At 44.1% G+C, this 26927-nt stretch carries 35 protein-coding genes; 12 read left to right on the forward strand and 23 right to left on the reverse strand.

Features of this window, described 5'->3' with window-relative positions:
- Position 1: 1 nt before the first annotated feature.
- From L3V27_RS15190 to L3V27_RS15230, 9 genes are all read right to left on the reverse strand, one after another.
- Complete coding sequence (locus tag L3V27_RS15190) at positions 2 to 1354, reverse strand: S49 family peptidase (protein ID WP_005376957.1); 1353 nt, start codon at positions 1352 to 1354, stop codon at positions 2 to 4.
- Positions 1347 to 2903: a phage portal protein gene (locus tag L3V27_RS15195; RefSeq protein WP_005376956.1), complete on the reverse strand. Its 1557-nt coding sequence runs from the start codon at positions 2901 to 2903 to the stop codon at positions 1347 to 1349. Before L3V27_RS15195 ends, L3V27_RS15190 begins: the two co-directional genes overlap by 8 nt.
- Positions 2903 to 3112: a gpW family protein gene (locus tag L3V27_RS15200; RefSeq protein WP_237312211.1), complete on the reverse strand. Its 210-nt coding sequence runs from the start codon at positions 3110 to 3112 to the stop codon at positions 2903 to 2905. The genes L3V27_RS15195 and L3V27_RS15200 overlap by 1 nt, the downstream gene beginning before the upstream one ends.
- Positions 3109 to 5085 carry a terminase gpA endonuclease subunit gene (locus L3V27_RS15205; RefSeq protein ID WP_237312213.1) on the reverse strand — a complete coding sequence of 659 codons (1977 nt, stop codon included), beginning with the start codon at positions 5083 to 5085 and terminating at the stop codon, positions 3109 to 3111. The genes L3V27_RS15200 and L3V27_RS15205 overlap by 4 nt, the downstream gene beginning before the upstream one ends.
- The gene (locus tag L3V27_RS15210) at positions 4973 to 5575 is read right to left on the reverse strand and encodes a terminase small subunit (RefSeq protein WP_140144400.1); all 603 of its coding nucleotides are present in this window, start codon (positions 5573 to 5575) and stop codon (positions 4973 to 4975) included. The genes L3V27_RS15205 and L3V27_RS15210 overlap by 113 nt, the downstream gene beginning before the upstream one ends.
- Before the next feature lie 114 nt (positions 5576 to 5689).
- On the reverse strand, positions 5690 to 6172 hold the full coding sequence (locus tag L3V27_RS15215; protein WP_237312215.1) for a lysis protein: 483 nt from the start codon (positions 6170 to 6172) through the stop codon (positions 5690 to 5692).
- Positions 6154 to 6633, reverse strand: coding sequence for a lysozyme (locus L3V27_RS15220; RefSeq protein ID WP_237312217.1), 480 nt, complete (start codon positions 6631 to 6633; stop codon positions 6154 to 6156). Before L3V27_RS15220 ends, L3V27_RS15215 begins: the two co-directional genes overlap by 19 nt.
- Positions 6620 to 6811, reverse strand: coding sequence for a hypothetical protein (locus L3V27_RS15225; RefSeq protein WP_213874744.1), 192 nt, complete (start codon positions 6809 to 6811; stop codon positions 6620 to 6622). The genes L3V27_RS15220 and L3V27_RS15225 overlap by 14 nt, the downstream gene beginning before the upstream one ends.
- 155 nt (positions 6812 to 6966) lie before the next feature.
- Positions 6967 to 7635, reverse strand: coding sequence for a hypothetical protein (locus L3V27_RS15230; RefSeq protein WP_213891816.1), 669 nt, complete (start codon positions 7633 to 7635; stop codon positions 6967 to 6969).
- A gap of 81 nt (positions 7636 to 7716) precedes the next feature.
- Here L3V27_RS15230 and L3V27_RS15235 point away from each other — a divergent pair, with 81 nt between their 5' ends.
- Positions 7717 to 8091, forward strand: a complete 375-nt coding sequence (locus L3V27_RS15235) for a hypothetical protein (protein ID WP_237312219.1) — start codon at positions 7717 to 7719, stop codon at positions 8089 to 8091.
- Between the two features lie 702 nt (positions 8092 to 8793).
- Here L3V27_RS15235 and L3V27_RS15240 read toward each other — a convergent pair.
- From L3V27_RS15240 to L3V27_RS15305, 14 genes are all read right to left on the reverse strand, one after another.
- Positions 8794 to 9372: a hypothetical protein gene (locus tag L3V27_RS15240; protein ID WP_193843445.1), complete on the reverse strand. Its 579-nt coding sequence runs from the start codon at positions 9370 to 9372 to the stop codon at positions 8794 to 8796.
- Positions 9373 to 9624: 252 nt separating this feature from the next.
- A complete protein-coding gene (locus tag L3V27_RS15245) occupies positions 9625 to 10332 on the reverse strand; it encodes a hypothetical protein (protein ID WP_193843446.1) in 708 nt (235 codons plus the stop codon).
- Between the two features lie 507 nt (positions 10333 to 10839).
- Positions 10840 to 11220 (reverse strand): hypothetical protein, encoded by a 381-nt coding sequence (locus L3V27_RS15250; RefSeq protein ID WP_172563580.1) that lies wholly within the window; start codon positions 11218 to 11220, stop codon positions 10840 to 10842.
- Positions 11221 to 11505: 285 nt separating this feature from the next.
- The gene (locus L3V27_RS23430; protein WP_237312222.1) at positions 11506 to 12477 is read right to left on the reverse strand and encodes a DUF968 domain-containing protein; all 972 of its coding nucleotides are present in this window, start codon (positions 12475 to 12477) and stop codon (positions 11506 to 11508) included.
- Positions 12470 to 12781, reverse strand: coding sequence for a DUF559 domain-containing protein (locus L3V27_RS15260; RefSeq protein ID WP_237312224.1), 312 nt, complete (start codon positions 12779 to 12781; stop codon positions 12470 to 12472). The genes L3V27_RS23430 and L3V27_RS15260 overlap by 8 nt, the downstream gene beginning before the upstream one ends.
- Positions 12778 to 13476 carry a phage antirepressor KilAC domain-containing protein gene (locus L3V27_RS15265; protein WP_237312226.1) on the reverse strand — a complete coding sequence of 233 codons (699 nt, stop codon included), beginning with the start codon at positions 13474 to 13476 and terminating at the stop codon, positions 12778 to 12780. The genes L3V27_RS15260 and L3V27_RS15265 overlap by 4 nt, the downstream gene beginning before the upstream one ends.
- The gene (locus tag L3V27_RS15270) at positions 13470 to 13682 is read right to left on the reverse strand and encodes a hypothetical protein (protein WP_005376941.1); all 213 of its coding nucleotides are present in this window, start codon (positions 13680 to 13682) and stop codon (positions 13470 to 13472) included. Before L3V27_RS15270 ends, L3V27_RS15265 begins: the two co-directional genes overlap by 7 nt.
- Positions 13683 to 13693: 11 nt before the next feature.
- A complete protein-coding gene (locus L3V27_RS15275; protein WP_237312228.1) occupies positions 13694 to 14650 on the reverse strand; it encodes a helix-turn-helix domain-containing protein in 957 nt (318 codons plus the stop codon).
- Positions 14641 to 15288 (reverse strand): hypothetical protein, encoded by a 648-nt coding sequence (locus L3V27_RS15280; protein ID WP_237312230.1) that lies wholly within the window; start codon positions 15286 to 15288, stop codon positions 14641 to 14643. Before L3V27_RS15280 ends, L3V27_RS15275 begins: the two co-directional genes overlap by 10 nt.
- Positions 15285 to 15809 carry an adenine-specific methyltransferase EcoRI family protein gene (locus tag L3V27_RS15285; RefSeq protein ID WP_237312232.1) on the reverse strand — a complete coding sequence of 175 codons (525 nt, stop codon included), beginning with the start codon at positions 15807 to 15809 and terminating at the stop codon, positions 15285 to 15287. The genes L3V27_RS15280 and L3V27_RS15285 overlap by 4 nt, the downstream gene beginning before the upstream one ends.
- On the reverse strand, positions 15802 to 15966 hold the full coding sequence (locus L3V27_RS15290) for a hypothetical protein (protein WP_237312234.1): 165 nt from the start codon (positions 15964 to 15966) through the stop codon (positions 15802 to 15804). The genes L3V27_RS15285 and L3V27_RS15290 overlap by 8 nt, the downstream gene beginning before the upstream one ends.
- Positions 15966 to 16235 carry a hypothetical protein gene (locus tag L3V27_RS15295; RefSeq protein ID WP_193278548.1) on the reverse strand — a complete coding sequence of 90 codons (270 nt, stop codon included), beginning with the start codon at positions 16233 to 16235 and terminating at the stop codon, positions 15966 to 15968. The genes L3V27_RS15290 and L3V27_RS15295 overlap by 1 nt, the downstream gene beginning before the upstream one ends.
- Complete coding sequence (locus L3V27_RS15300) at positions 16232 to 16684, reverse strand: YmfL family putative regulatory protein (protein ID WP_025501770.1); 453 nt, start codon at positions 16682 to 16684, stop codon at positions 16232 to 16234. The genes L3V27_RS15295 and L3V27_RS15300 overlap by 4 nt, the downstream gene beginning before the upstream one ends.
- Positions 16674 to 16940, reverse strand: a complete 267-nt coding sequence (locus L3V27_RS15305; RefSeq protein WP_172563578.1) for a helix-turn-helix transcriptional regulator — start codon at positions 16938 to 16940, stop codon at positions 16674 to 16676. The genes L3V27_RS15300 and L3V27_RS15305 overlap by 11 nt, the downstream gene beginning before the upstream one ends.
- A 108-nt stretch (positions 16941 to 17048) precedes the next feature.
- Here L3V27_RS15305 and L3V27_RS15310 point away from each other — a divergent pair, with 108 nt between their 5' ends.
- The 11 genes from L3V27_RS15310 to L3V27_RS15360 all read left to right on the forward strand — a co-directional run bounded on the left by L3V27_RS15310 (position 17049) and on the right by L3V27_RS15360 (position 26904).
- The gene (locus L3V27_RS15310) at positions 17049 to 17714 is read left to right on the forward strand and encodes a LexA family transcriptional regulator (RefSeq protein WP_193843800.1); all 666 of its coding nucleotides are present in this window, start codon (positions 17049 to 17051) and stop codon (positions 17712 to 17714) included.
- A gap of 9 nt (positions 17715 to 17723) precedes the next feature.
- Positions 17724 to 17933, forward strand: a complete 210-nt coding sequence (locus L3V27_RS15315) for a hypothetical protein (protein WP_213892462.1) — start codon at positions 17724 to 17726, stop codon at positions 17931 to 17933.
- Positions 17934 to 18239: 306 nt separating this feature from the next.
- Complete coding sequence (locus tag L3V27_RS15320; protein WP_193843802.1) at positions 18240 to 19046, forward strand: protein kinase family protein; 807 nt, start codon at positions 18240 to 18242, stop codon at positions 19044 to 19046.
- Complete coding sequence (locus L3V27_RS15325) at positions 19047 to 19790, forward strand: PP2C family serine/threonine-protein phosphatase (protein WP_213892464.1); 744 nt, start codon at positions 19047 to 19049, stop codon at positions 19788 to 19790. It begins immediately after the preceding gene.
- A 166-nt stretch (positions 19791 to 19956) separates the two neighbouring features.
- A complete protein-coding gene (locus L3V27_RS15330) occupies positions 19957 to 20352 on the forward strand; it encodes a hypothetical protein (protein WP_172563576.1) in 396 nt (131 codons plus the stop codon).
- A 40-nt stretch (positions 20353 to 20392) separates the two neighbouring features.
- On the forward strand, positions 20393 to 21211 hold the full coding sequence (locus L3V27_RS15335) for a DUF2303 family protein (protein ID WP_237312235.1): 819 nt from the start codon (positions 20393 to 20395) through the stop codon (positions 21209 to 21211).
- 52 nt (positions 21212 to 21263) lie between these two features.
- Complete coding sequence (locus L3V27_RS15340; protein ID WP_237312237.1) at positions 21264 to 21476, forward strand: hypothetical protein; 213 nt, start codon at positions 21264 to 21266, stop codon at positions 21474 to 21476.
- Between the two features lie 10 nt (positions 21477 to 21486).
- The gene (locus L3V27_RS15345) at positions 21487 to 21750 is read left to right on the forward strand and encodes a hypothetical protein (protein ID WP_237312239.1); all 264 of its coding nucleotides are present in this window, start codon (positions 21487 to 21489) and stop codon (positions 21748 to 21750) included.
- 124 nt (positions 21751 to 21874) lie between these two features.
- Positions 21875 to 22105: an excisionase family protein gene (gene xisR, locus L3V27_RS15350; RefSeq protein ID WP_047104247.1), complete on the forward strand. Its 231-nt coding sequence runs from the start codon at positions 21875 to 21877 to the stop codon at positions 22103 to 22105.
- A complete protein-coding gene (locus L3V27_RS15355) occupies positions 22105 to 23340 on the forward strand; it encodes a site-specific integrase (protein ID WP_237312241.1) in 1236 nt (411 codons plus the stop codon). The genes xisR and L3V27_RS15355 overlap by 1 nt, the downstream gene beginning before the upstream one ends.
- A gap of 252 nt (positions 23341 to 23592) precedes the next feature.
- Complete coding sequence (locus L3V27_RS15360; protein WP_237312242.1) at positions 23593 to 26904, forward strand: P-loop NTPase fold protein; 3312 nt, start codon at positions 23593 to 23595, stop codon at positions 26902 to 26904.
- Positions 26905 to 26927 lie beyond the last annotated feature (23 nt).

Here is a 26927-nt window from a genome sequence, read left to right on the forward strand (position 1 = left end):
GTTAAATGCGTGTGTATGAAGACGCTAGCGCTTTGATGTTCTTTTGTTCTTCGGTGACATCACCGGAACCAACATCATCACCAAGAGGTTCACCGTGCTCTGAGGCCAGTGCCATTAATGCCGACTCGTTTTGCGCAGTAGCACTAACAGGTACTGAAGCAAGCAAGGCCTTGGCTTCATCGACGCTAATTTTTGGGTTACTGGCAAGTTGCTGCGCGAGCGCTTCACGCCCTTTGGCTTCTTCTAGGCCAATAATGCCCATGCAGCGTTCACGCTCTTTTGTGGCTGGGTCCGTGGACTCATCACTTTGCGCGCTCGCTTGTGGCTGTTCTGGAGTGGATTGCTGTTCTTCAGCTGGAGTTTGTGGAGTCGCTGGAGCGGCGGCTTGTTGTGGATTGCCTTGCTCACCCGTTGCGACTGGTTGTTGTTCTGCTTGCACCGTCATAGCGGCTCCCATATCAAAGGTGGTTTGTTGTTTCTTGAACTGTTCAGCCATTATCTGAACGGCATCAAGACCGTTAACGACTTCGTTTGCGAAGCCAACATCCACTGCGGCTTGGCCTTCGTAGACCTGCGCCTCAGTCGATAGAATGGTTTTAATGTCGACGCCCATGTACTCGGCGGCTTTACCTGCGAACATTTGACGTGTGCTCTCTGCTTCGGATTGCCATTTCTCTCGCACCTCTTTCGGCAGAGATTGGTAAGGGTTGCCATCGGCTTTATGGTCACCTGCCGTCACAAGGGTGATTTCCACGCCTTGCTGATCCAGCATCTTTTCGATGTTGGTGTGCGCCATAATCACGCCCACCGAGCCTGCTATGCCCGTTTGAGTTATGAGGCGCCTTGAACACGCACTCGCAATCATTTGGCCTGCACTGCAGTGCATGTCGTAACCGAGGGACCAGATAGGCTTGATTTTGCGCATCTCTGCGATTTTGTCGGCCAAGTCAAAACAACCTGCGACCATGCCGCCCGGTGTGTTCATATCCAGCAAAATGGCTTTGACTTCGGGGTCTGCGACCGCTTCTCGCAAGCGGTGCATAATGCCGTCGTACCCTGTCATCCCTGAGTAGGGTTTGATGTGGCCATACTTATGAACCAGCGAACCATCAATCGGAATGATCGCGATACCCTGAGAGACTTGATAGCTGCGGTTACTGCTACGAGTCCGAGAGAAGCCAGAAGCGACTTTTTTCATGTCGTTCTCACGCAGGACTTGCCCTTCGGTGTCGGTGATCTGGACCACATTGCCGAGACGTTGGCTGAGCGCCGAGAAAAATACCCGAGCGTAACCAGCTTCTAAGGCGAGCGGCCTGTTGAATGTGTTGCTGATTAGGTGTTGTAAATTATTCATTTGAACTCTCGCTTGGGTTATCCGGTGCTAACGCTTGTAGCTTCATCCAGCTTGGCGGTGGCAAACCTTTCGATTTGCGCTCTTCCATCTCTGCCAACTGTTGATCAAAGATTTCTTGATAGTCTTCACCGAGTAGCGCGAGCTCTTTCTCATACGTCGATAGACCTGAGTCGATACGCAGTACGGCTTCTTTGACTTCTTTCAATCCATCAATGGCCAGTCGACCAGAGCCAATCCAGTCACACTTGGTCCAAGCGTTGCGGCGTTCGTAGAAGTTGAATCGCGCTTTGCTTGGCAGCTTGATGTAGCCACGCAAGATCATTTCTTCGAACATGAGTGCGAAGATTTGGCTGGCGAATCGGTTAGCAATGATTTTTCGTCGACCCATGAAGTAACGCCATGAATCGTTGTGCGAAGCACGAATGGTGCTGTAAGACATTTGCGCGTAATTGCGCGACAGCTGCGCGTAATCCACGCCCAATCCAGCCGCAACGTAGCGGATGATGGATTGCTCCAAGGCCGCGAATCCGTTATCGGCGTTCCCTGCGCTGTGCAGGTTGATTTTGTCACCTGGCATGAGGTGAGGCAGTTTGACGCCGTTGAACTTGACCTCGTTGTTGGCGTAGTAATCGCCGTAGGTCATTAGCATCTTTTCGACCGCGCCATTTTGCTGCGCACCGAACAAGTACTCCATTGCTTGGTCCGTTCCAAGCTCTGACTCGATACTGGCGGCGTACATGGCGTTGACAATCGCTCGCTGTAACGTGGTGTTCTGTAAGGTGTCGAGCATCTTCAATTGCTCTAAACACGATAAGAACTTGTTCACGCCACGACATTGCCCACCTTCCGATGGCTCAAAGATATGCAAGAACCCCATGCGCCCCGAGCGTAGACGCTTCGGTACTTCACGCCATTTCTTTGGCGAGCCAAAGTTATCGGCTCCTTCTTCAATGAAGTAGGAAATGGCTTCGCCATGTCGATTGAAGCGCATCCCACCACGCTGATGGGGTTTGTCCATCATGTAGTTGGGGTTGTTAACCTTGCGTGGCGCGACCATGCGAATGCAGGTTGAAAAGTGCGAATGCCGACGGTCTATCCATTCGGGCTTCGCCATGATTTCGCCCGTGTGAGCATGGGTTTCAATGCCCTCTCGCATCATCATGGTGAACGTGCGGCGACCTTCTGCGTCGATAAAGCAGTTCGGGTCTTCGGCGATGTCACGAAAAATGGCTTCCACTTCACGCACGAACCCTTTGTCTGGATCGATGCCGAGCAATAGCCAGTTTGGTTTGTAACTGAGGCGAAACTCAGAGCCAATGATGTGGTCTTTGTGTAGCTGGATGCCGTTTGCAGCAATACCGTTATTGCGCGTGACATCGTCTGTTCTGGCGTTCGCCTGTCTCATGACAGGTAAGAAAGCAGCGTCTACCGATTTTGACGGAGGGTTCCAATCGCTCATCTGGCCACCAAACCCTGAACCGCCAGCTCGATACACCGCATCTCTTAATGGTGTTTGACCATCTGCAGCCAGTAGTCCGGTGTGTGTCATTAGAACGAAACTCCTGCAGGGCCGCGACGACGAACTGGGCTCAATCCTAACTGACCACGCAAGTCATCAATGTAGGCGCGAAGTTCATGGATGTTGGCTCGACTGTATTCAACTTTGCGGTCTCCTTTCTGTACGGAAACCGCCATCTTTCCTGTTTGCAAGCTATGAAAGGCGGCTTCGGCCTGTTGCAACATTTCTTGTTTTGTCATCTTGATCCACCTTTCAATCTCGCGGCTAATTCAGCGATGCTGAGACCGGATGTTTGTGGTTGTTCTTGAGGTTGTTGGGGCTGCGGCTCTTCCAGTTCGAGACCGAAGCGTTGAGTGAGAATGTTGAGTGCCGCATACGCATACACCCATCCGTCCAACGCTTCATCAAATGGATGGTATTGCTTCACCCATCGCCAAACTTGTCGCCCTGATTTGTCATGCTCCAACTTTTTATTGGCTGAGCAGAGCTGCTTGAAAAACTCATCACCGGCTATGTCATCGTCCAATGGAAAGTGAACACATCCAGGCACAGGTTCATCACCTTTCGGGGTTAAACCTAAACGGCTGTAAAGTCGTTGCTTGATGCCGTCGGTACCTAACCTAGTGAGGTAGACTTTTTTGTTGTTTTTCTTGCGAGGGAAGTTTTGTATCGGCTTGCCGTATTGGTTCTCACCTTGAATTGGGATCACCCACATCACGCCGTGCGTTCGACTCATCTGGTAAACGTCATCGGTTTTATGGCCCATGGCGTCCCAACACCAAAGCTGAACGTCCATCACTTGGCCACTGCGCTTTTTGTAGGTCCGATACAGCGCTTTTCCGGCGGCATCCTTTAATACTTGGCTCGATAAATCCCCGAGAAGAACGATGTGCTCAACAAGCCAACATTCCTCACCTGGTCCCCACGCCCACACAAAGAGTTCGATGCGGTCATCCTGAGTATCAATACCTCCGGTCAAAACCACGGCTCGCTCAGGTACTGGGTTACTGGTGCGACTCTCGGCCCACCATATTTCACAGCGCGACTTGAGATGTTCCCAATCCAGCTTCTCTCCGTTCTCACCATCCCAAAGCTCACCGAGCGTTAGGTTGACGAACGTTTTGAGCTGACTTGGGTCGTCTTTCTTGTTAAGGAAGTCACGCACTATGCCGCGCCAACCTGCACTCAATTTGGTGTTGTATCCTGACCAAATGTGAATACCGACGCTGCTTGGCGTTGGCGCTGGGTTGTCGTCTATATCAAAGAACTCATGGCCATCGCGTGTCCATGTGCCATCTTCAGCAATCCAACGACCTGCCAGCTCCATCTTGTAGAGGTGCTTGTAGTAGATAGGGTCGTCACAATGAACGCAGCTGTAATAAACCGTCTTTGATTTTTTCTCGATACTTGGCTGAGTGTTGTCCCACTTGAAGCCGTGTTTATCTTCTTTACTGCCCCACTCTAAAACCTGCTCGGTTCCGCAGTGTGGGCATGGCAGATAAAAGCGGAAAGTCAGCTCCATCTTTGCCATTAGGCGTTCAACGTGCGACTCGCCTGTATTGGTTGGTGTGGTTCCCCACCTTGCCATCGGGAAAGCGGCACCTTCCAAGCGCATTCGCGCAAGATCGATAGGGTTACCTTCTTTACCGACTTCCCAATCCCATCCGTCAATCTCATCACCAAACAGCGCGCCTTTAGTCAGAGCGCGCATGTTTCGCGGTGTGGATGTGCCGAGGACATGCAGCGACCAGCCTGTTCCCTGTTTGTAGGAAACGGTGTTTCGGTGGTCCTTAGCGAATAAGGCTGGAAAGATTTGGTGCATGATTGGCATTTCCTGCCAAGCAGCATCAATCTCGGTGACAGAGATGTTTTTTGCGTCGTTCTCTGTCGGAACGTATATCACGGTGTTGGTTTTGAACTGAGCATGCAGACAAGAGTTTGCTGCTATGACCAACTTGGACCAGCCAACACGAGCCGACTTTTGCATGGTCAGCTCGGATATAGCGCGGTTGCACATCATGTTGAGTGGCACAACCTGCAAAGGCAGTGTTTCCCAAAAGCCTTCTTCCTGAGAAGAACCAGCAGCTAACCGGAAATGCTTATTGGCCCACTCCGCTCCCTTGATGGCGATTGTTCTCCTCATCCCCATCAAGCCACGACGGACTTTCGTCTGGATCGCTGTCAATGTAATCGGAGAGGTTTGGTTGAACATCGGCACACTCATTTAATACAGCAGCAATCACGGCCTCTAAAACTTCCACCGCTTCGGGTGGCATGTCGGGCCATGCGTTCTTTAGTTTCGGAAGGAGGGTGTCGAGGCGTGTGCCCACTCTGGCGCATACCTGTTCTAAGGTGTCGACGATGATGTCTATTGGTGCGTAACTTTTTTCAAACAGTACGCGCTTGGCTTTTAGCATCGCCAACTTTTCGCGCCGTTCCTCTATCTTGAGATCGCGTTCTAATTTCGCAAACGCTTCCTCATCTTCTTGCTCGGTTTCCGGTTTTGAATCAGAGGCTTTTGATTGCGATTTATATGTAATGTAAGCATGGATACACGCAAGAGGATCAATACCATTTCGCCCTTTGGCGACAGGCAGAACCCCTTGTTGCGTAAGGTTTCGGACCTGTCTAGATGAAATGCCAAGAAGCGTCGCTATGTCCAACTGCGTGAACTTTTTGCTCGGGTTGAATAGTTCGCTCATTCATGGTTTTTGACCGGAAACCGGAAACCTCCAAAATAAAAAAAATTTTTAACGAGAGCTTTTCTGCGAGGTCGAGCCCCCGTGGTCGCTCAGGGTGCTCGAAAGGACCCGCGATCATAATTGATCTTCTGCTAGGCATTGAGTCCTGATGTAATCTTGCAAATACTTTGTCTGCTGCTCGTTCTCAATCATCATTCGCCTAAGACGTAGATAATCTTGTTCAGCTGCGGCTCCAAGTCTTGGGGTGTTTGCATTGCCCACGCTTCTGGTGCTGGTGGCTTCGGGCACTGCTGGGCAATCTGCCTGGACATACACCCGCTTAGAGCCAGTGCTGAGACTATCGCTAAGACGATCAATTTCTTCTTTTGCTGCGGATAACTCTGCTGCATGCTTCTCTCCCAATTGGTTGAAGGATTGAATTTGAACTCGCTGCTGGTGTAACACTGCGATATAGCCCTGAATCTCACTCTTTACCAAGGTTAGCTGGCTTTCAGCGATATCAGCCCGACTGCTTTCCTCGAACAATGCTGCCGAGAGCGTCGCAACCACTACTACCGCAATAGCTGTTGCCCATACGGTCAGCTTTGCATTAGGCATACTTCCCTCTCTATATCGCGTCGGTTCATCAATCCTTTCCACGGTTTGCCTGCTGCATATACCCATCGTTTAAGCTGATCACATGCTGCATGCCACTCACCTTTGTTGAGCAGCTTTAGTAACGTCGAGCGTGAGAATGAGCCTATGCCAACGTTAAACGTGAAAGAGTAGAGAGCAGCTCGTGTCGTCTCAGGAATATCAACGTGAATCATTGGGTCGACCATTCGCTTAACATCAGCCAGATCAGACTCAAGCAATTCATCACACTCCGTTTGTGAGTAGACTTTGTCCGGGATGATGTCTGTTCCTGTATGGCCGTAACAAACAGTTTGAACACCAGCGACATCAATGTAAGGAGTAAACCGAACGCCTTCCATCGTCTTTACCATTGTTGTCGCCATAATAAGAGCCGAAGCCCCTGCGGCTGCTAACATCTTGACGGCAGAATTAAGGTGCCTCATCGCCATAGTCCTTTTCAAAGCGCTTTTTCTGCCAGTAGTTATTAATCCAGGCAGTTAAGAGCATGCCAGCCAAAGCAATCAGAACCGTATAACCATCTGCAGATATAGACCCAAACACTCCTATTACCCCATTCCAAAAATAAGATAGGGCGCTGGATATCTTTTCGTTCATACGCATACTCACCCCCGTACTGGAGTGCCCTTCTGCTTGGGTGAAAATGAAAAAACCCCGCCGAGGCGAGGTTTTCGAGAATTTATGATAGGCACAAAAAAACCGCCTAAGTGGCGGTCATTTTCAATACTGTGTACTTATCCATAATGGATATATATACATTAAATTGCCCCGTTTTTATTTTCAAGCTCTTTTTTGAATAACTTTCGCGCGGACTTGTCGTAGTTAATAAGCAAGGTACGAATCACTTCAATGTGCTTTTCCCATTCAGACCAGTGGTTTTGGTAGTAGCGCGTACGTTTCTTTCTGAACGCATCAGACTCAATATTCTTGTCTTTACATTCTACTTCCACCAGCGCTTTGATTAAGAACTGACGGCTAACGCTGGGCGTATATTGAATACCATCATGATCGAAGTAAGTCTGAGCACCAGCCAATTGCTCGAGCGCAATATTTCCGGCGATAGTACTGATGAGCGCTTTAACTTTGAGATAGGTTCGCTTCTGAACAATCATGCCTTGCTCAGATGAAAGCACGACCCAATCATTCAACACGCTTTCCACAAGGCGCTTCTTGTTTTCTTTCGAGTTCCAAAGTGGTGAGGCGTAGGCGTACAGGCTCCAATCGGCCAAATGCGCTGCTTTCTTCTGCATTCTATCAATCGTTAAAAGCACTTTTGCACCATCAATTAGAGATGCCATTTGGTAGTCAGCAGCCCCGAAACCACCGCCACCACCAGAACCGTCATTATACTTTGCTTTGATGCCTTCCGTAGCCATACCAATTGCCGCTGGCATCGGCCACGTTTCAATGTTTGTCGCTAATCCCATAATATTCCCTGTACGAGTTTGGAAACATGATTACATAGAGCTATACTGTATATAATCACAGTATAGCTCTTAGTTTGAAGTATGTACAAAACGATTCAACGCCTAGTAGGACATCACATCTGCCGAATCGGTCCTAATGGTCCATGCGGTTGCGATAGCACTGAGGATAAAGTATCGGTGCTAATAACTAATGGCGACTGGGAAGCCATCCCTTTTGGCGGCTTTATGGAAGTGGGCAACGTTATAGGTGTAAGGCGCCTGAAGATAATGGATGTGTGTGCGCTGTGTTCTGATGATGACGGTCACAAAATCGTTTATACCATTCCGAGAAACCACTACCTCGTGGGTACTTACCTAAATGGGAAGTGTTTCATCTTGCTTTATGATGGTGAAGTGAAACACTACCTAGACAGTAACTCTGATCAAAACAATAAAAACAATGTGGTTTGGTTATAAGTCAGAAATGTAAGTCCACAAGTAGCTTGAAAAAGCAAGACATCACTTGCTTAATGCAGACTGTTGATAACTCTCGGCTCTAGATTCAAATGTTTGTGCAAAACTAGCAAGTTGCTCACAATCATAATGAGCATCAGGATCAACAATCCCTAACAAGCAATACTTATCTACTGTATGTACAGAACTACAATAGATTAGGTAAGTATCCGACGTTCTAAACTGAAACTTGAGTATATTGGGACTTACTACACCATCTTTTTCATAGAGCCAGTCATGCTTTGTTCTATCTGTTGATAAAATTCTAGTTCGCCTTAGCGGCTCGTATGGTTTGAGTTTCTCTTTACGATTTGGACTGTAGAGATGCATCCTACCTATCCTAGAGTTGACTACAGAACTGGGTCTGCTCATAGGACCGAGCTTGCCTTTGAACCAACACCTTCTCTTTTGGAAACGTAATCGGTCCGCCGTGCTTAACTTTGGCCAAGACCACATTATCTGGAAAGCTCGCAACAAGAGCTTGCCCGAAATACCAAAATGGATTTGGCTGTAGTCATCAATGTCCTGTTGAGCTAATGGGTGAATAACTACTTTTGCAGGTAATGACTGAATATCTTTAGTACTGAAAGAGGGTAAATGATTTGTCAAAATAAAACACCAAAAAATAGGTACAGAAATCCACTCTGGTTATCTGAAGCTAAATGCTCAGAGGTAGCTGTGATACGAGCTTTCCTCTTCGTGATCATCATCTAACATGTCTTCAAAGACAAGGAGCTCTAAACTTTTCAGATCACCACTTACTCTTACCAAACGCATGTTCAGCATATAAAGTCCTTCATAAACGCTTCTCAAGGAATCTCTAGGCTCACTGTAGGTTCTGAGAATCTCTTGAGAATGATTCATATGCTTATAAACTTTCTCCTGAATGGCATCTATAGACATAATTGCTTCAATAAGATCTTTATGCTCAAACGTAACAATATTTTGTGAATCACTCTGTTCCACCAAAATGTTGTATAGTTCAGATAAACTTAGTGATATTTTGTCAAGTTCTTTTAAACACATGTCATATTGCTGTGATGTATAGGCACTCTCACCTGCCACCTCTGCGTTAAAATGCTGAAAGATCTCGCCATCAGTAAAATCGGTATAGGGAGAGAAGCCATTCTTACCTAAGTCTGACTCTTGCTCACCAGAAAAAACGAAAGTATTAGATGCAGATATACTCAAAAAGGTGACAACCCTCATTAAGGTATCTTTGATCTTGTAAAAACTAGAACTCATCGCTCAATCACTCTTAGAGTTAACACAAAAGAGTCCATACGTATGGCATGTATGAAAACTATATACACTATAGCTTGATACTAACATATCTCCTCTATACTTTGACCTACAATTATCGCTAGTCTGCAAAAACACGCGCCATAACTGATAAGCGTATCAACGTTCCTCTCTATGACAGAGAGATAGTACTACCTAGACAATAATCCCTACCTCTACGCACTAAGAACAATGTGGTTTAGTTATAAGAATACTCTAGCTAGTACTCTTTACTTCTTTTTTTTCTTTCTGAATATCTTGCTTTTTCTCATTGGTTATTGGTCTACAAACTACTGAAGTTGAAAGTTTTTTCGCACTCTCATCATTTGCTCTATCAATACCTGCACGGGAATTACAGAGAATAATATCTTGATAAGTTGGCGGAGGATTTTTAGCTCTTTCTTTTTCAACCTCATAATAAGCAGTAACTTCTTTCTCTAGTATAGGAAGAATACTATCCATCATATGTTTCAAATCGTCTTTGTAGGAGTCATAAGAACTTCTACCATTAGCGGTGTTTACCGAGTTTACACACAAATGGTAAGACGCATCCCTGAACAGTTGAACCGTATGTGCCCTTTTATACAACTGATTTACGTGACGAGCGAAGTTACTAGCAAGTTCAGCATTTACCTCCTTGCCTTTTGAAATATTTGCTTCCAATGCCATAGCAATTGCAGAACTAATAGAGTCAGCAACCTCAGGAGGTGGTTCTGAGCAAAAGCTTCCTGTTTTCAGATTCGCGATTATCAATCGCCGTTGGGCTGTAACCGCTACGGTACCAATTTCTTGTTCACGTGTATGTGATGTTACAAGTTGGTCCTCTACAACGTGACGATTATAGAAAGAGTCGATAGTACTTGAGCAACCCATTAAAAAAGATATTGGAACCATAAACACTAATCTCGGTGACATCTTTATCATCTCGGACCTCCATCAGAAATTAAATAGAAGTATAGTCATAATCACCCACATATGAGATCATGCTCACATAGAATTCCAATTGCAGGAATAATATGTTTAGGAATTAAGTGCTTAAAAACACATTTTGATTACGGCACGTAATTTACATCGGGACAAATAGCCAACATTGAGAAGAACGTGACCACTAAAGCTGACCTGGTAAGAGATTTTTGGTAAGCCCCAATTAAATTAATAGTGAGCAAAACTGGAAAGAAATGGAGAGAAATGGATATATTCCTAGGAATAGAACCGACTTATATAATATGTCAGTTCTACTCGTAAAATAATTTTTTGGGGGCAGGTTAAGTTCTAACTAATTTAGACTCTTACCCCACCTCTACAAAGATCAGCGCCCTATTAATCGCTTATTTCTGAGGCCGCGAACCTTTAGCTACTTAGTAGTGAACTAACCAAAAGTGCAGTACTCATAAAAAGTTTATAAACATAGGTTGAAGCTTTAGGCGCTTGTTATAAGCTAGCTGCGTGTTCGTAAACTCTTTCGCGTTCCTTCATTACAATCTTTAACTGCATATCGCGCGGTATCGCATTGCTAGATTCAACATCGTTGTTCGTTATATGCAAAAACTCTTCGTAACGAGTGTTCATAAATACATCAAAAAAGCCATTGTGAGGTAGTTTGGTTGATTTTTGGGCAAGAAGTGCTCCATAAATTGCAACCTGTGGATTAGCCAACTCTGTACACGCCTTTTCAAATGTGTCCCACACTACACTTTGCTCTGTATCTTGATCAAACATATCGTAAATCTCTGGATAAGAAACCGTTCTTTTGCTCTTTGCTGCGCCTAAAAGTATCTTCTTCAAAACTTGAACTTGCGAAAGTACACTCATATTTATCACTCATAAAAACGACAATCAACGAGGATACCAGCAAACAAAAAAGTTCAAAACCTTTTTATCTCAATACCTTAAAAAGCCTTTAACAGGCTAAAATCTGTTTATTGCCCCTTACGATACTGCCTTTATGTGGCGCACCAATAGATAGTCAATAGCTTAATAGGAAAGTAAACAAAGTTAGCGTGTTAAATAGAACACACTTTTAGTGCAGCTGACTTCAAGACTACTTCGAACAACCTTAATTAGTGGGCTTGACGGATTGATTTCTAATTCATTTTCTTACCCCACCGCCCCAACCATCAGCGCTCTATTAATCGTCTCCTTCACATGCCACAGCTGATCGCCGTGTTGGTGTTCCCAAGTGTTCATATCGCGGTGCAGTTCTTGATGGTGTTCATTACATAACGGGAAGGTAAACATGTCCGAAGCCTTACTTCCCATCTTCCCTTCTCCGTGGCCGATTAGGTGATGAGCGATACCTGCAGTCTTACCACATACGCGACAGGGTAACTTTCGCACGAATGAAAGGTATTTCTCACTCTCCCAACGGATTGGCTTCGGCTTTCTTAGGTACATCGCTGGTGGATCGTCATCGATGATTAATTTGAGAACTGGCTTAGCTAAACGTTGTAGTTGCTTACGCTGATCTTCGAATACATACCTGGCATCCGTATCCACGTTTCCCAGCACACCGACTCGCTTGCTGCCTTCTTCTCGCTTGAGCTGGCGATCGAGAACAGACTGTGGAAGTAATGAATACACGTCATTGCGAACGGCCCACCAGCACAAATCAACATCCGTGATGTGTCTTACTTCACCATGCAGCTGGCGAGAAACAACCATCAGACCGTGGCGAACCGTATTCTTTCGGGCTATCGAAAACGCCTGGTGACTGTCGTCGGCCATATTGTCGTGATGCCAACACAAACGAATCGCTCCCTCACCGGTTACCCGAGTTTTCAGATTATGATTGCAGTAGCCTTCATCCTTCAGCTGACATTCGGAAATCGTATCAACGTACTTAGCCGTACTACCGATAAGCAGTTGCACGTGTTCATGAGCGAAGAACGCCACCAAAGAGAGGTCATCCGAAGACAACCCTCCCGCGGTCTTTGTGGCCAAACGCTGATTGGGAGAAACTAAACCAATCTTACCGTCCACCAGCAGTGACTTTAACGATTGAGTATTTGGTGTTAGCGCGATCACCGCTGCGTTAAGAGTGGGTACAATATCGATATCGACCTTAATCACGTAGTGCCTCCTCAATCATCTGTATTGCTAACCCCTTTTTAATCATATCTCCGGTAAAGCGCAAAACCGTCCAACCTCTCAATGCTGCCATGTTATATTTCTCACAATCTGCTTCAAAACCTTTCGCTCGATTATGGCGACCATTACTCCAAGTCCCACCTTCTACTTCGATAGCCAGCTGCTGATCGGGATAGGCAAAATCAAAGCGCCATCTGCGTGTCTCGTGAAATCGATACTCAGACACGGGTGCTTCCAACTTCAATGCTCTTATATGTTGCAATAACAACTTCTCTAACTGACTCACGCTGCTACCGCCTTAAGGTGACCTGTTTCCAACAGCTTTTTACGCAGCCAGATTTCCCCTTTTCCGGTAATCAATGCTGTGTGGCTGATCCGAGTTTGGGAGTTTTTTTCGTAAGTGCCCTGCTTCACCGTAAAGTAGCCACGTTCAACAAACTCCTGATACGGCAAGTTGTAAGAGTCACGACGGCTCATAAAGATCTTTAACTCTCGAAGTACACGGAAAATAGTAACAGGCCCCAAGCCTACAGTTTTAGCAAACTGACCAAGCTTCACACCTTTATCCGCTCCAGCAATAGCATCTGCAAACTCGGCTTTTGGCGCTGCGATAGCTAATGCCTGGTTCTTTTCTTCCAGTTCTTTGGCTTGGTTGGCCGCAAGCAAAAGAGCATCAGCAAAAGTTTGAGGAACTTGTGGTTGAGACTGCTTTTCTAGCTCTTGCCATCGTTTGACAATTTTCGCGGTAAACTCTGGAGATAGTCTCGCCACGACGATGTAAGAGCCTTCTTCGTTAACATGATAAACCCTCGTTGGCTTCCCTCCGCCTACGGTCGGTTCCTCAAATTGAGTGACCGAAATTAAAGACAAGTCCCACAAACTTTCTATAGTGCGTCGAACGTTGTCGTGACGCTTACCTGTCAGTTCCGCAATCTCTCGACTACTCATTGTCATCTCTGTTTGGGTACTGATACTTAACATTCGACTCCCTCCGCTAACCAGTATTTACTCGAGAACCCCGTCAGTTCACTACTCTCATGCCGGACATCCACACCAGAACGGCGAGCCGCCTTCACCAATCTAACTAAGTCACAAACGTGAATACCTAATTCATCACACAGCTCGCTCGGAGACCAAAGCCGACGACGAGATTTCATTACATCAACCAAATCCTTTTTACTTGCCATTCTCGCCCCCCCTACACCGCCTCTAGGTTTGCAACACGCTCCAATAACTCTCTGCGCTTAGCCGACAAATCTGCGATCTTTCGCTTTGATGGTTCCACTTCATGTTGAGGTCGCTTAGCATCAATCAAGTACAGCATGCGCTGATTTTCTGAGTTGATAGAGCTCTCTAGCAAAGCCACTTCACGCTGAATCACGGTCACTTCGTCCTGAGTATCCACTGAAGCATCACCTTGCTGTAGTGGCAGATAACGCCCCTTGTCTTGCTCTCTGCCAAGCCAACCTTGAATAAACTTCTCAATACCCTGCTTGGTTTTCCGCTTACGAGGATTGGCATCGCACCAAGCAATCATTTTTTTCAGCTCAGCACGAACATTCACTGCACCAAACAAATCCGAATAGCGGTCGATGTCTGGTTGAGTTACTCCATGAAACTGCCCTTTCCTGTTCAAAGGAATTTCAAACAGCGCTGGTTCGGCTTCGAGCGGTTCGCTTGGAGCAAGATCTTTACTTGATGGTTCTATTGGTGGATCTATTGGTGGTTTATAGCCGGATTCCGACCTACCCCCAGCCGGAATTTGACCTACCCCCTCTGGTTGTTTCGTCTGTTCGAGTTTCGAACGTTCGACTTTTGAACAGACGAAATTCGACTGTTCAAAATCTGTCTGTTCATCTGCTTTCTTCTTCAACAGCATCACAGGCAACTGGTACTGATTATTCGAACGGACCAAGCGACCAGTATCCGCCTTTTTGAATTGGTTCTTTTTGAATAACCATCCGGCAGCTTCCAGTTTCTTAAGCGTCGATTTTACAGTGGTAGGTGAAACACCAGACTTACGAGCAATGGTATCGATAGACGGCCAACAAAGGCCGCGATCATCCGCATGGTCAGCTAGGCAAAGCATCACCAACTTATCAGAACCTTTAAAACTCGGAATGTCCCAAACGTAGCTCATTACCTTTACTGACATACATCCCCCATTTCAGATACAACTTTGTCGATGTTCTGGTGAATAACTTCGAATTCGATTACCCAAACATAGTTCTTTGGGTGAGATTGGCCGTAAATGCTTTGCCACACATGTTTAAATTGGGGCCAATTTTCAAAACCTTCTCGAACCACCTGTTCTTTGCTTATTCTCAGTTGGCCAAGTGTTTCAATACGTACATCTGTGACTTTGAGAGTTAATCGGCTAGCCCAGCGAGGCATATGGATTGACGGTGTCCATTTAAGATCTGGAAATCCTCCGGCTTTAAAGAGGCAATGTTCATTAGTTTTTAGAGCATCAGGCAAGAACGCAGCAGAACAGCCACAGTTATTCCATTCAAAAAAGCTCAGTTCATGATCGTCCCATGAGTCATGGTCACAATCTGGGTCAGGACAAAACGTCTCACGTACATAAATCAGGTCATCAATGTTAATGGGAAACTTAAGCCACTTTTGATGAGGGCTATTCTCACTGGTAACATAACGCTCCTTTGTTTGGCTGCTCTCTACCACAAAATTAAATTCACCGAATCGTTTGATTGGACGACGTGTAACTGTCTTGCGACCATCAAGAAGTGCTTCCACCATTTCTGTATTGAAGATCATTGGGATGACTTTCATGCTTCCACCTCTTCTTTCTTCAACGTCCAGAAAGCTGGGCGCTTAATACGGTTTCCTCTATCCCAACAAATCCACGCATACTCAGAGTTATCGCTTCCACCATGAACAAAGCATGGTCTTGGTGTCAGGATCAGTAGGTTTGTCCAAGGGAAAGAACGCCAGAAATCTGCACGCCCTTTGCTACCCAACATAGAGAGGCGAAGCAGAAAGCACATGGTGCCGTCATGCCGTAGGTCGCGAGTCATAGCTGTTGCGATAAACTCCAACGCCAAACTAAAAGGTGGATTGGTAATGATCACATCTGCAGACATGTCTTTCTTAGGGTTTAGGTAATCAACACCTTCGGCCAGCTCCGCATACTTGATCGTGTGTCCACTTGGTAGTTCGTTCGTTACACGGCCATCACCACGGCAAGGCTCAGAGATAACATCACCCTCGCGAAACTCGATGCAGTCCAATAAGGCTTTCACACACCAAGAAGGTGTTGGATAGAAATCTCGTTCGATACGTTCTTTAGCCACGGTGCATCCCCTTATAAACAGCAGTTACGTAAATGCGCTTTGCTTCAAACAAGTCTGCTAATTCATCATGGGTGAGCATTGTGCTCTGGCCCTTCTCCACCTTGTAAAACTGGTTTTGGTGGTACCACAATGAATAATTGAGTGTTATTCTTTCCATCACTCCTCCGTGATCTTTGCTGGTGACAGAGTGAGATGTGATTGTTCCTCGCAAGAATCATCACAACCCGGCTTTAAACCGTTGCCGCGGTTTAAAGCCACTTCCTCATCTATTACTCGTAATCGACGTTCGCACTTTGCTTTCAACAGTTGGATTTGTTCACGTTCGTAAGCTTCTGAAGATTGGCCTTGCGCCACCATTAGCTTTGCCGAGCTGCAGGTGATGTCTGCCATCTGTGAAACGGTTTGCCAAAATATTTCTGTTTTCATACAACCTCCGCATACAACGCATCGAGCTTCAACATGAAAGCTTCGAAAGTCGCGTGATATTCCGCTTTTAATTGAGCGATGAGCGCACGTTCGCGAGCATCAAACACACCATCCGCTTTCGCTTCTTCAATGGTTTTATCCAAAAGCCCTTTCACAGCATTAAGGTGTAAATGGCAATCGAACATATCCACGGTATCCAGTTCAGCGACATCAGGTTGCTCTACCACCATGCAATTAACACGGTTAGCAAAGTACTCTGCTACATATGGGGTGTTGGTTAGCTCCGCCATTTCCACCAGCTCATCAACACTAAAAAAGCGAGAACCCTTCTTCTCGTATAGGTGATTGTTAAAACTATCGATCGACATACCAAGAACTGCAGCAACCGCCTCTTTACCACCAGTGACGCCTGCAATGGTTTTATTCACCATCTCTTTCTTATTCACCATTTGCTCCTTTGATTGGTGGTTTAACTTCTTGCCCTTCTGTTCCACAATCTTCTTGCGGATCAGGGAATACATCTTCGAACTTGCAATCAGCCCCCAATGAATTCAAAGCGTTCACAATTCGCCAACCAAGGACGGTATCAACCGTTCTATTCCCATTTTCATAATGATTAACAGCGCTTTGGGATACGCCTACCTTTTTTGCAAGAGCTTGTTGTGTAACTCCTAGCTCACCACGAATAGCTTTTAAATTCGACATAATGCCCCCTTAACAAGAACAAATATTACATTATGGAATTTATTTAAACAACAAATATTACGATATGGATATTTATCTAGTTATTACAATGAGTAATAATCTTTAACTATGAAAATGAATTGGAATGACCTAGTAAAAGCTAGGATGAAAGAAGTTGGAATCACTCAGAACGCTCTTGCAGAAATGATGGGAGTATCTCAGAGTGCGATAGCTCATTGGCTCAGCAAAAACAGAGAGCCAAGTATCGAGAACGTTGCTGCTATTATGAAGTGTGTTGGCTTAACTCATATGACGCTTGATTCGGAGGGTTTTATTGACTACCCAGATGACAGCATTGCCAATGTAACGAAGCTCGATATACAACCTACCTACCAAAAGTCCTTCCCAGTCCTTAGTTCAGTTCAAGCAGGGCAATGGCACGAAGCCATCGAGCCCTATTCAATAGAAGAAATCAGCGAGTGGTACCCTACAACAGAGCGTTGCAGTGAACGATGCTTCTGGTTGACTGTTCAAGGTGATTCAATGACATCACCAACAGGAGTGAGCTTCCCTGAGGGGACTATGGTGCTGGTGGACACTGAAGTCGACGCAGAGAACGGTAAGCTGGTGGTTGCAAAACTCACTGACGTAAACGAAGCTACTTTCAAAAAATTCATTATCGATAGTGGCCAGAAGTATTTAAAGGCTCTTAATCCAGCGTTTCCGATTCTGCCAATCAATGGCAACTGTAAGATTATCGGTGTTGTGATCGACGCTAAACTCAAACTCTTTTAAGGAGCAGTAATGAACGTAGTAAAAATTCTTCTCGCATTCGTGATGCTTGGAATTGTAGCTATCCTCTCGTTTCTATTTGGTATAGCTGGATTTGTCGTGGCACTAGGCATGTCGATTGTTATATCAATGATGCTTTCTAGAATGGAAAGGGAAAAGCTCGAAAAGCAACGACATGAAGAACTGCTAGAAGCAAGCAGAAGTAATCGTCAAGTAGATTAAAATCTACGAATATAACCCTCTATGTTGAAGAGGACTTTAAATTGTTACTCAATTACAGTCCCACAATGAACTGGCACTCATTCTTAGAGAGGATGCTGATTTTAGTCGGTCCAGAAGGCGATTAAAGTAATGATAACTTTGTAGTGGCTTACTGCAAAAGTAAACATATGGCGACAATCAAAATCAGTATAGAACCAGAAGGTACATTTTTAGTACCACTCAACCCTGATAGCGCATCAATATTGCTGAGGAGATCCGTGAGATTGCTATCTTTGTGATTGATGCTAAATAGAAGTTGTTTTGATAATGAAAAATAATATTACGAATGAATTAGATGGCTACAGAATATTAGTTCTAAATAAGCTGGGGGCTGGCGGCTTTGGTATGGTTCATAAGGTTTTTGCCTACGGAGATGAATCTCCATTGACAAGACTTTGTGCTAGGAAAGTATTTTCTCCTTCAGATAATAATAATAATACTGAATTAAAGGAGATAGCTGCATTAGAAGAAAGGTTCTCACTAGAGGCAAGAATTCAATGTGAGCTAAGCCAAAAGCATCCACAACATATAGCCCCTATAATACATCTCGAGCTAGATAATAATCCGCCCTCTTTTTTTATGAAGCTAGCTAAGAGCAATTTAGAGGATATGATCTCTAGCGGTATGGATGAACATCAAAAGCAAAAAGCAGTGTTTGACATCCTCAATGCAGTAAAAGTTATACATGACAATAACTACCTACATAGAGATATAAAACCTGCCAACATATTGTTTTATCCCGACTTCACCTTTAAGATTTCTGATTTTGGTCTAGTTAAAGATCTTGACGAGGATAGAGCGACTCTTCAAACGGATATTAGAATCGGCGGCATGGGCACTGGTAGGTACTTGGACAAAGAGGTTGCAGATAATAGGGTGCCATTCACTGTTCAAAGTGATATTTATTCAATTGGTCAGGTCATATATGATATATATGGTGGAAGAAATGCTCCCGATCAAATTAAACAAGTCTGTGAAAAATGTATAACGTATTTTCAGGAAGACCGATATAATAGTATCGATGATCTAATGGATGCTTTCGGTAAGGCTGTAACAAAAATGGAGTGCAATTAAATGATTCAGATATTAGAGGCAAGTAGCTTTAGCTATCCAAAGCCAATGAAGTATGAAAATGAAGATTTTTTATTGCAGCCTACTTATGACAATCAATACAATCTTGTATTTGCTATTGCTGATGGTGTTGGCTCTACCGACGGCGCAAGTAATGCTTCAAAATGCGCTATTAAATCGATTGAAAAATTGATAAAAGAAGATTCTTTTTCAATCGAGGCAGCACTTCTTCTAGCAAAAAATGATATTGATATTTTGTCGGCTACTGATAGCAACCTTGCCAGATCTGCGACAACATTAACAATTGTTCAGGTAACAAAAAAAGAAATTATAATTGGTCACACCGGAGATTGCAGAGTCTATGTTAAGAAAGGAAGAAAACTCAAGCAGTTAACAAAAGACCATACTCGATATCAAGAGATGATAGATGAAGGTGAGCAGCCAATTAAGAAAATAAATGAGCGAAAAGAAAGGTTATCCAGCATTATAACAAAAGCGATATCACCTCAAATTGAGCTGGACTACGAAATAACAATTACATCAATAGATGAATATATTGAAGATGGAACCTTGTTATTCTCTCTTATGTCTGACGGTGCTTATGATTATTGGCATCAGCGACCAAGGTTTTCAGACTCGACGATGTCAACACCATCTGCGTTCATAAATAGTCTAAGGAAACGGGTCGAAAGAAAAGGACCTAAAGATGACTACACATGTATGAATGTCAAAGTAGAAATCAAATAAGTCCTGCTATTAATAGACCATTCAAAAGACCGCCATATTGGCGGTTTTTTTATGCCTGGAGCAAATCTCACATGACAATTCCATTTTGTAATTGACCAAATAATTCCATTATGTAATATTACTCTTATTCCAGTTGGTTAACGAACTACTGAAGCGAGGAAATCACATGTCTAACCAAGAAGCAGGAAACCTCAGTCTTGAGGACCGTACTACTAACTTCCCAAAACTGATGCAGGAACTGGACGGCGGCGTTGTCTCCAATGTCGTCGGTTTGGCGTTATCTAACGTAGCCCGAGCTGTGTCCTACAGCGATAAGCAGGGAAACGTGAAGATGGATCTAAAGCTCAAACCAATGGGTACCAACAACGAAATGGTCGAAATCACCGTCAACATGTCGGTAAAAGAGCCAAAAGCCGGATTCGGTACCAAGTCAGAAGACTTCCAATACACCTCAATCGCGTACGTGGGCAAAGGCGGCAAACTTACCTACGACCGACCAAAAGAAGATATTCACGGCCAAGCCGTTATTGAAGAAGGCATGCTGCGAGAAGTACGCAGCTAACCCACTCCACCAGCAACTCACTCAAAGAGAGAATAGATAAATGGATAAATCAGCAATCCAACAGATCCAAGAATCAGCGAATGCTCCGCAGTTTTTAAAACAGTTAGAGAAAGCGGGATTCCCTGTTGCCGCCCTACCTGAATCCTTCGATTTGCATGACTTGGAGAAGTTCATGCCAAACCGCAATTATTTCCGCGGCACAATGAAGACGGCAAATATCGACGAGTTTGTGCGTTACCACGAAGAGTACCAAACCGAAGGCAATCAGTGCTTTATCAATGCGGAACGTATGGCTGCTGTGACTATTTTTGACCTTGGTACTCATAACTTCCCTGGGCACTGCAAACACCAAGCAAACTTGATTCTACGCCGTACCGCAGCGTTTAACGCCCTTCTAAACATTAACGGAGAACGCCTTGGACAAAAGAAACTGGCTGAGTGGGTCGAAGACTACAGTGAGTTTGTTCAGGTCTTCTCTACTACTGGGGAAGTCATTGAAAACTCTGTCGCGTCTGCAGCTATTCGCAATATGAAGTTTGAAGCGAAAGCTGGGCGTGAATCCAATGTAGATGACTTCAGCCATCACCAATCTGAATACGAGTCTATTGCGGTTCGCACCAAGGAAGAGTTCCCAATGCCTGCGGTGTTTAAGTTCACGTGTGTGCCTTACTTGGGTTTAGCAGAGCGCACTTTTGAAATGCGCATGAGCACTATCGGTAATGAAACTCTAGTCCTTCGCATCAAGAAGCTGGAACAACACGAAGAAGAGATGGGCGAAGAGTTCCAGACGAAACTTCAAGCCTGTTTTAAAGACGGCGAGATCGAAATTGATACCTTCATTGGTTCGTTCAGCTCTTAACTAATATTGGCGCCCTCTTCTTAAAGGGGGCGTATCTTGCGAGGAAATATCTATGGCGGCAACCATCGATACTCAATTCGGGCAGGTCACGACATCGGCCCCTTACTTTAGTCACCAGCTAGGTTGTGAAGTGCTCAATCTAACTCTGATTAAACCAGAGAACGAGAGCAACGGCTGGGGCATTAGCCGAGAGTGCCCTTCCAATGTCTCGCTCACCAATCAATTTCTAAACATGTTCGCCAGAGATGCAGCACAAGTAATGTAAGGATTTCGCGATGAGCATGACACAAGAAGAGATCAACAGAGCGGTTGATGGTGTGATGGAACTTCGCCCAACTGGTGCGCGTTTACCAAAAGAGCCACCCAAGGACTCAGCCGTCAAACAACGAATGAATGATGTGCAGTTTGAGCAGGAACTAGCAGCAATTATGGAAAATGAACCCGTGTTAGGTTCCGCTTTCTATTTTTGTAATCAAGACGTAACGAAAGGTGGTCGTAAGAACCTGAACTTCAATCGATATCCTGGTGGAGTGAAGTAATGGCCTTCATTAACTTACAGTATCTGTCACTACGCTGCTGCTATTAACCCGTCAACCACCAAATTAAGAAGAGTAAGGTGGTTGCCCTGCTCTTCTCTCAATTCAACTATATAGGAGTTTACCGATGAGAACATTTACGGTGATTCAACTAGAGCCTAGCCGTTGGGTGAAAGAGGATCTTCTGATTGATTTAACAGGCATGTCTACCAATGAAATCAAAGACTATCGTCAGTTTCGTTGGATTGAAGGCGTTCACTTCAAAAAAGCATCCGGTAAGAGTAGTGGTGGTGGCAAAAGTTTTAAGTATGACCGTGTTGCCATCGATGAGTTTTCAGCAAGAGAAAGGGTTGCGTAATGAACACACCTGAAGGTGTAGAAATCCGCGGTAAGTCTATCCGCATTAGTTTTACTTACCGCGAGATGCGTTGTCGAGAGACCCTAAAAGGCTGGGAAGTCACCAAAGGTAATTTAAAAAAAGCTAGCCATCTACGCGCTTCTATACTTTCTGAAATTTCATTAGGCACATTTGATTACTTGTCTCGATTTCCAACATCAAAGAAAGCGCAACTCTTTGCTACTCCAGAACAGCGTGGTAAGAACCTTACTGTTCGCGAGTTGTTTGATGACTATATTCAATTGAAGAAAACGACTATGGCTTCGCAGTCACTCTATGTATTGAGTACTACCGCAAGAGCATGCTGCTTGTTTGTTGGTGAGGAACGTACTATCTCCACCATCACGATTATGGATGCGCTAAAGTGCCAAAAGTTAATGGTCGACTCCCCTACTCGCAATGGAAGACCACGAAGCGCAAAGACGATCAATAATATGATCAAACTAATGCGCCGATGTTTTGATTTAGCAGTGAAATCAAAATTTATCGATGACAACCCATTTCTGCATGTTGAGTTGCTAAGTGGTGGCTCTGGTGAGCCGGATCCACTAGAACTAGAAGAGTTCCACCAGCTAATCGAGTCAACGACAAACTTACAGCAGCGGAATATGTTCACCTTAGCCATTTACACGGGCATGCGAACTGGTGAGCTCTGTGCGTTAGCATGGGAAGACGTCGATCTTGAGAAAGGTACGATCGAGGTTACTCGCAACGTCACGATTGAACGAAAGTTCACAACGCCGAAAAATAAGAAGTCAGAGCGAACTATTCACTTACTTGAACCTGCTCTCCTTGCCCTTAAGTCTCAAAGAGAGCTAACTATGTTTAGTCCAGTTAGAGATATTTTAGTGGAAGTAAAAGGTTCAAACACTTTTCGCCAGGAAAGCGTTCGGTTCGTGTTCATTCCAGAACGTCGTAATGGTCAAGAAACGAGTGAGACCTATAAAACGACAACATACAATCGACTATGGTCACGCGCACTTAAGCGAGCTGGCATTCGCCATCGCTGCTCATATCAATCTCGACATACCTACGCTTGTTGGTTGATCACCAAAGGTGCAAACCTATCTTTTATCGCGGAGCAGATGGGGCACAAGAGCACGATGATGTTGGAACGTGTTTACGGCCGATTCATGAAGTCTCATTCGCATGAGCAGATCGAGTATTTAAATAGCGTAATGACAGCAAATAAATAAGGTGTACCTATTCAGACCTGATCTGAGAGCTTACCCTTAATAGGTTATTTCACAAAGCTTATTGGAGCAGTAAAGATTCACACTAGGCTTATTAGTTCTCCCATGTTCTCGACGCCACTTTGCTAATAATAAAGAAAAAACTCTAGACACAATCACAATCCTAGTCTGACGGAAACTATATAGTCACAGAATCAGACGGTACATATGATATGCTACCAAATGCTTTTGCATGATTAAGGAATTTATTGGTCGATGATTACAACTAGAAAATATCAGAATGAAAAGCCCGTTGATACTGACTTATTTGATGGGCAGGGACATAAGCAAGTAGCTCAAGCGATTGCCAGAGTTCTGTTATCCGATAGTAGTCAGCACATCATCGGTATAGAAGGCAACTTGGGATCAGGTAAGAGTACAGTAATAAGTATTTTACAGCAGGATATTGTAGATAAAGGCTTCCACGTAGTTACATTTGATGCTGATCAATATCAAAGTACACTCAAGTCTGCCCTTATACAGAACATTGAAATGGAGCTTGAGATACTAATAGGAAAAAAAGACAAGTATAATCTAGCTAAACTTGGAAGTGCTGTCGAGACCGCATTAGGTAAACGTCTCGAGTATACGAAAGACACTACCAGTCATATATCTTTTTCGGCAATCATATTTGCTTTTTCGCTGGGTGTGTCTGCACTACAGTTAAAACCATCACTCAAGTTCTTGGCAGAGCTTGCTAAGGATTTACCTAACTTAGACAAGTTGAGCGGTTGGCTGTCCATCGCTTTGTTCACATCACCTGTATTAGTATATTTAGCCCTGAAAGTTCTCGGATGTAAAACTCGTTTAGGTGATCTGGTGAAACGGAATAGCACTGATACTATCAGTGAGACTATTGATGTAAATAGAGAAGTAGGAGCTATTGAGCTAAAAGAAGCTTTTGGGACGTTTTCAAGTCTCATACCCAAAGAAAAAACGTTGCTGTTGGTAGTCGACAATATTGACCGCGTATCACCTGATATTGCTCGAGAACTGTGGAGTGATATAGAAATATTGACATCACTGGGTAGTGAGCGCTTTCGTATTTTACTCCCATACTCCGAAGAACATTTAGCGAAAGCTCTTGAGAAAAGCGCTGTTGATGAGAGTCAATCAGGAAAAGAATTTATAAGTAAGCGTATTCCTGTTCCTTTCTCTGCTCCTCCAATTGTTACCATAGGGTGGCGAAGCCAATTTGAGGAGTATTGGAATGAGACTCTTCCTGATATTACAGGACAAGAAGGCGTAAAAGATCTAATCGAAATCTGGGCGAAAAAAATCACTCCTCGATCTCTAAAAAATATAGTTAATCGTATTGGGGCTAAGATAGATAGTTGCCCAGAGCCTAATGAGTTGTTGAGCGGTGTATCATGCGCTGCTTACCTTATGATAGTAAGGGACAACAATTTATCGGTTAATCAACTTCTAAGTGAGCCCAAAATTGGTAAGGATATTGATGTAGTTCAATCTGATATTGAGCGAAAACTTAAAGCCACGCACAAGCTACTGCTTAAATACGGTGGAAAGAAAGACGATTGGGCTAAGCAAATAGCGGCACTACACTTTCAAACATCATTTACGATTGCACAAAGTGAGTTGATCGCTGAACCGATTCGAACAGCTCTAAAAACTTACGACGCCGATATGTTGGTGGAGCTTAGCTCGTTGCTTGGGTTTGATGTGCTATTCAGACAACAATTAGCAACTACTAATGCGAGTGATTTGGTAAAAATTACAGACTATCTAGTTCAAACGAATAACGGCTTAGAGGTTGCTGAGAAATACCTCAATGACATCAATCACGAGCTTAAGAACTCAACGACTGAAGGCTATGATTTTGATGAAGATTTAATAGAGAGTTATCGAAACCTTCAGGACAATGGCGTCAGCATAGACCACAAAATAATAAATGAACGCCAAAAGCAAATCATAAAATCCATTGGGAAAATATGGAAGGTGATGGAACCCCTAGACTCACCTTCAGACTTAGAGGATGCTGAATATAAGTGGGAAGATCTCGAAAATGCCATTAAACAATGCTACGCATTCTACTTGGTTACAGGTACATCACCACATTTCATCAACAACCCCACTTCTTCCTTTGTAGTTAATGCTCTTTTCCCTATTAAAGAGCATATTAAACAGTGGGATGTACTAAAGCTTATACAGTCATTAGATACAGCTGATCTTGTGATTGCCGCATCTAAACGTCAGAAACTACTAGAGAGTGAGGACACTATTTTCCCAATATTACTTGAGAAAAATCGTATTGGTGAGCTCCATAATTTAGGTCTTGAATACTTTTTAGCCGACATTGACATAAAATCGACTGAAGCGGACGCGCTCATCAGTGTGCTCCCTTTTACCATTCAGTGGAACGAACCTCAGAACAAGGCCTGCTACCAACAATTGGTTACTGGGTTTGAAAGTCACAAAAGCTCTGGTTCTTTAGATGAAATGACTCTGAACGCTTATACTGCTTTATGTGCAGCGTCTTTAGTTAATGAACTAAATCCGACAGAAAACGTAACCGTTCTCCAGAATGGTCAACGCCGAACTCAAAAGGCTGCCGCATGGTTGTTAGCTAAATTCAAAGAACAGCCAGATTCTTCTATATACCTAACGGACTACCTAAGTTTCTGTAAGTTCGAAAAAGTTTTAACTTGGTGTAAAAATAATACCATAAGTGACTATTTACTACCTCACCTAGAGGAGCTTATTGACAACAAGCGCATTTGTAGAATAAATGTCAACTCTCTACTAACTGATGATTATGTGTTTTTGAAAGATAACACAGAAAATTTAACACCAGGAAAGATTATAAATTGGATGAATGGTTGGCACAACCACGCCAAGAACCCTTTGAATTGGAATCATACAGTGGTAGAAGATATTATCCAATACGAATCACTTGGGCTCCTTTCTGTACTTACGAAATATTTTGATAACCCCAATGTTACGAAAGAAGAGTGGTTAGAAAGAATCAAAGCTGAACACCCAGTCTTCAGCAAAGTGGCTTATTACCTCCATAGTAAAAGCCGTATTTTGGATTGCCAAAAAAACCTCCAACAAGCTCTCAAAGCATTGCCTGAAGAAGACCACAACTACAATATAGATCTTATAAAAGTCTTGATTCATCTTATAGATGGAAAACAGAGAAATGGAATAAGAATAAGTCTGATGTCTGCTTTCTTTAAAACTACTACCTCTCTCGCCAAAAGATATCGAATTATCAGATACTTTGGTTCGATAATCAGTATGCCTACTATCAACGACAGTGTTTTAGAAATGGAGGCAATTGCATTACTTGATGACTCGATTAATAACGATCACAACGATGAAAGAAACTGGTTGTTAGAGCAAACATTAGATGAAAATGGTTGGAACATATCCCAATGGTCATTAGATGGCCTAATAGCACTTAATAATGTTTTGAGTGATGCTCCTGACATTGCAAAAGAGAAGCTGACTAAGGCGGTAGCTGATAGAGTTAACAAAGACAAAGACAAAGACAAAGACAAAGACTGATAGTGATGCACAGTAACATCAAG

This window comes from Vibrio sp. J2-3(2022) (assembly GCF_021725735.1).
Classification (GTDB): Bacteria; Pseudomonadota; Gammaproteobacteria; order Enterobacterales; family Vibrionaceae; genus Vibrio; species Vibrio diabolicus.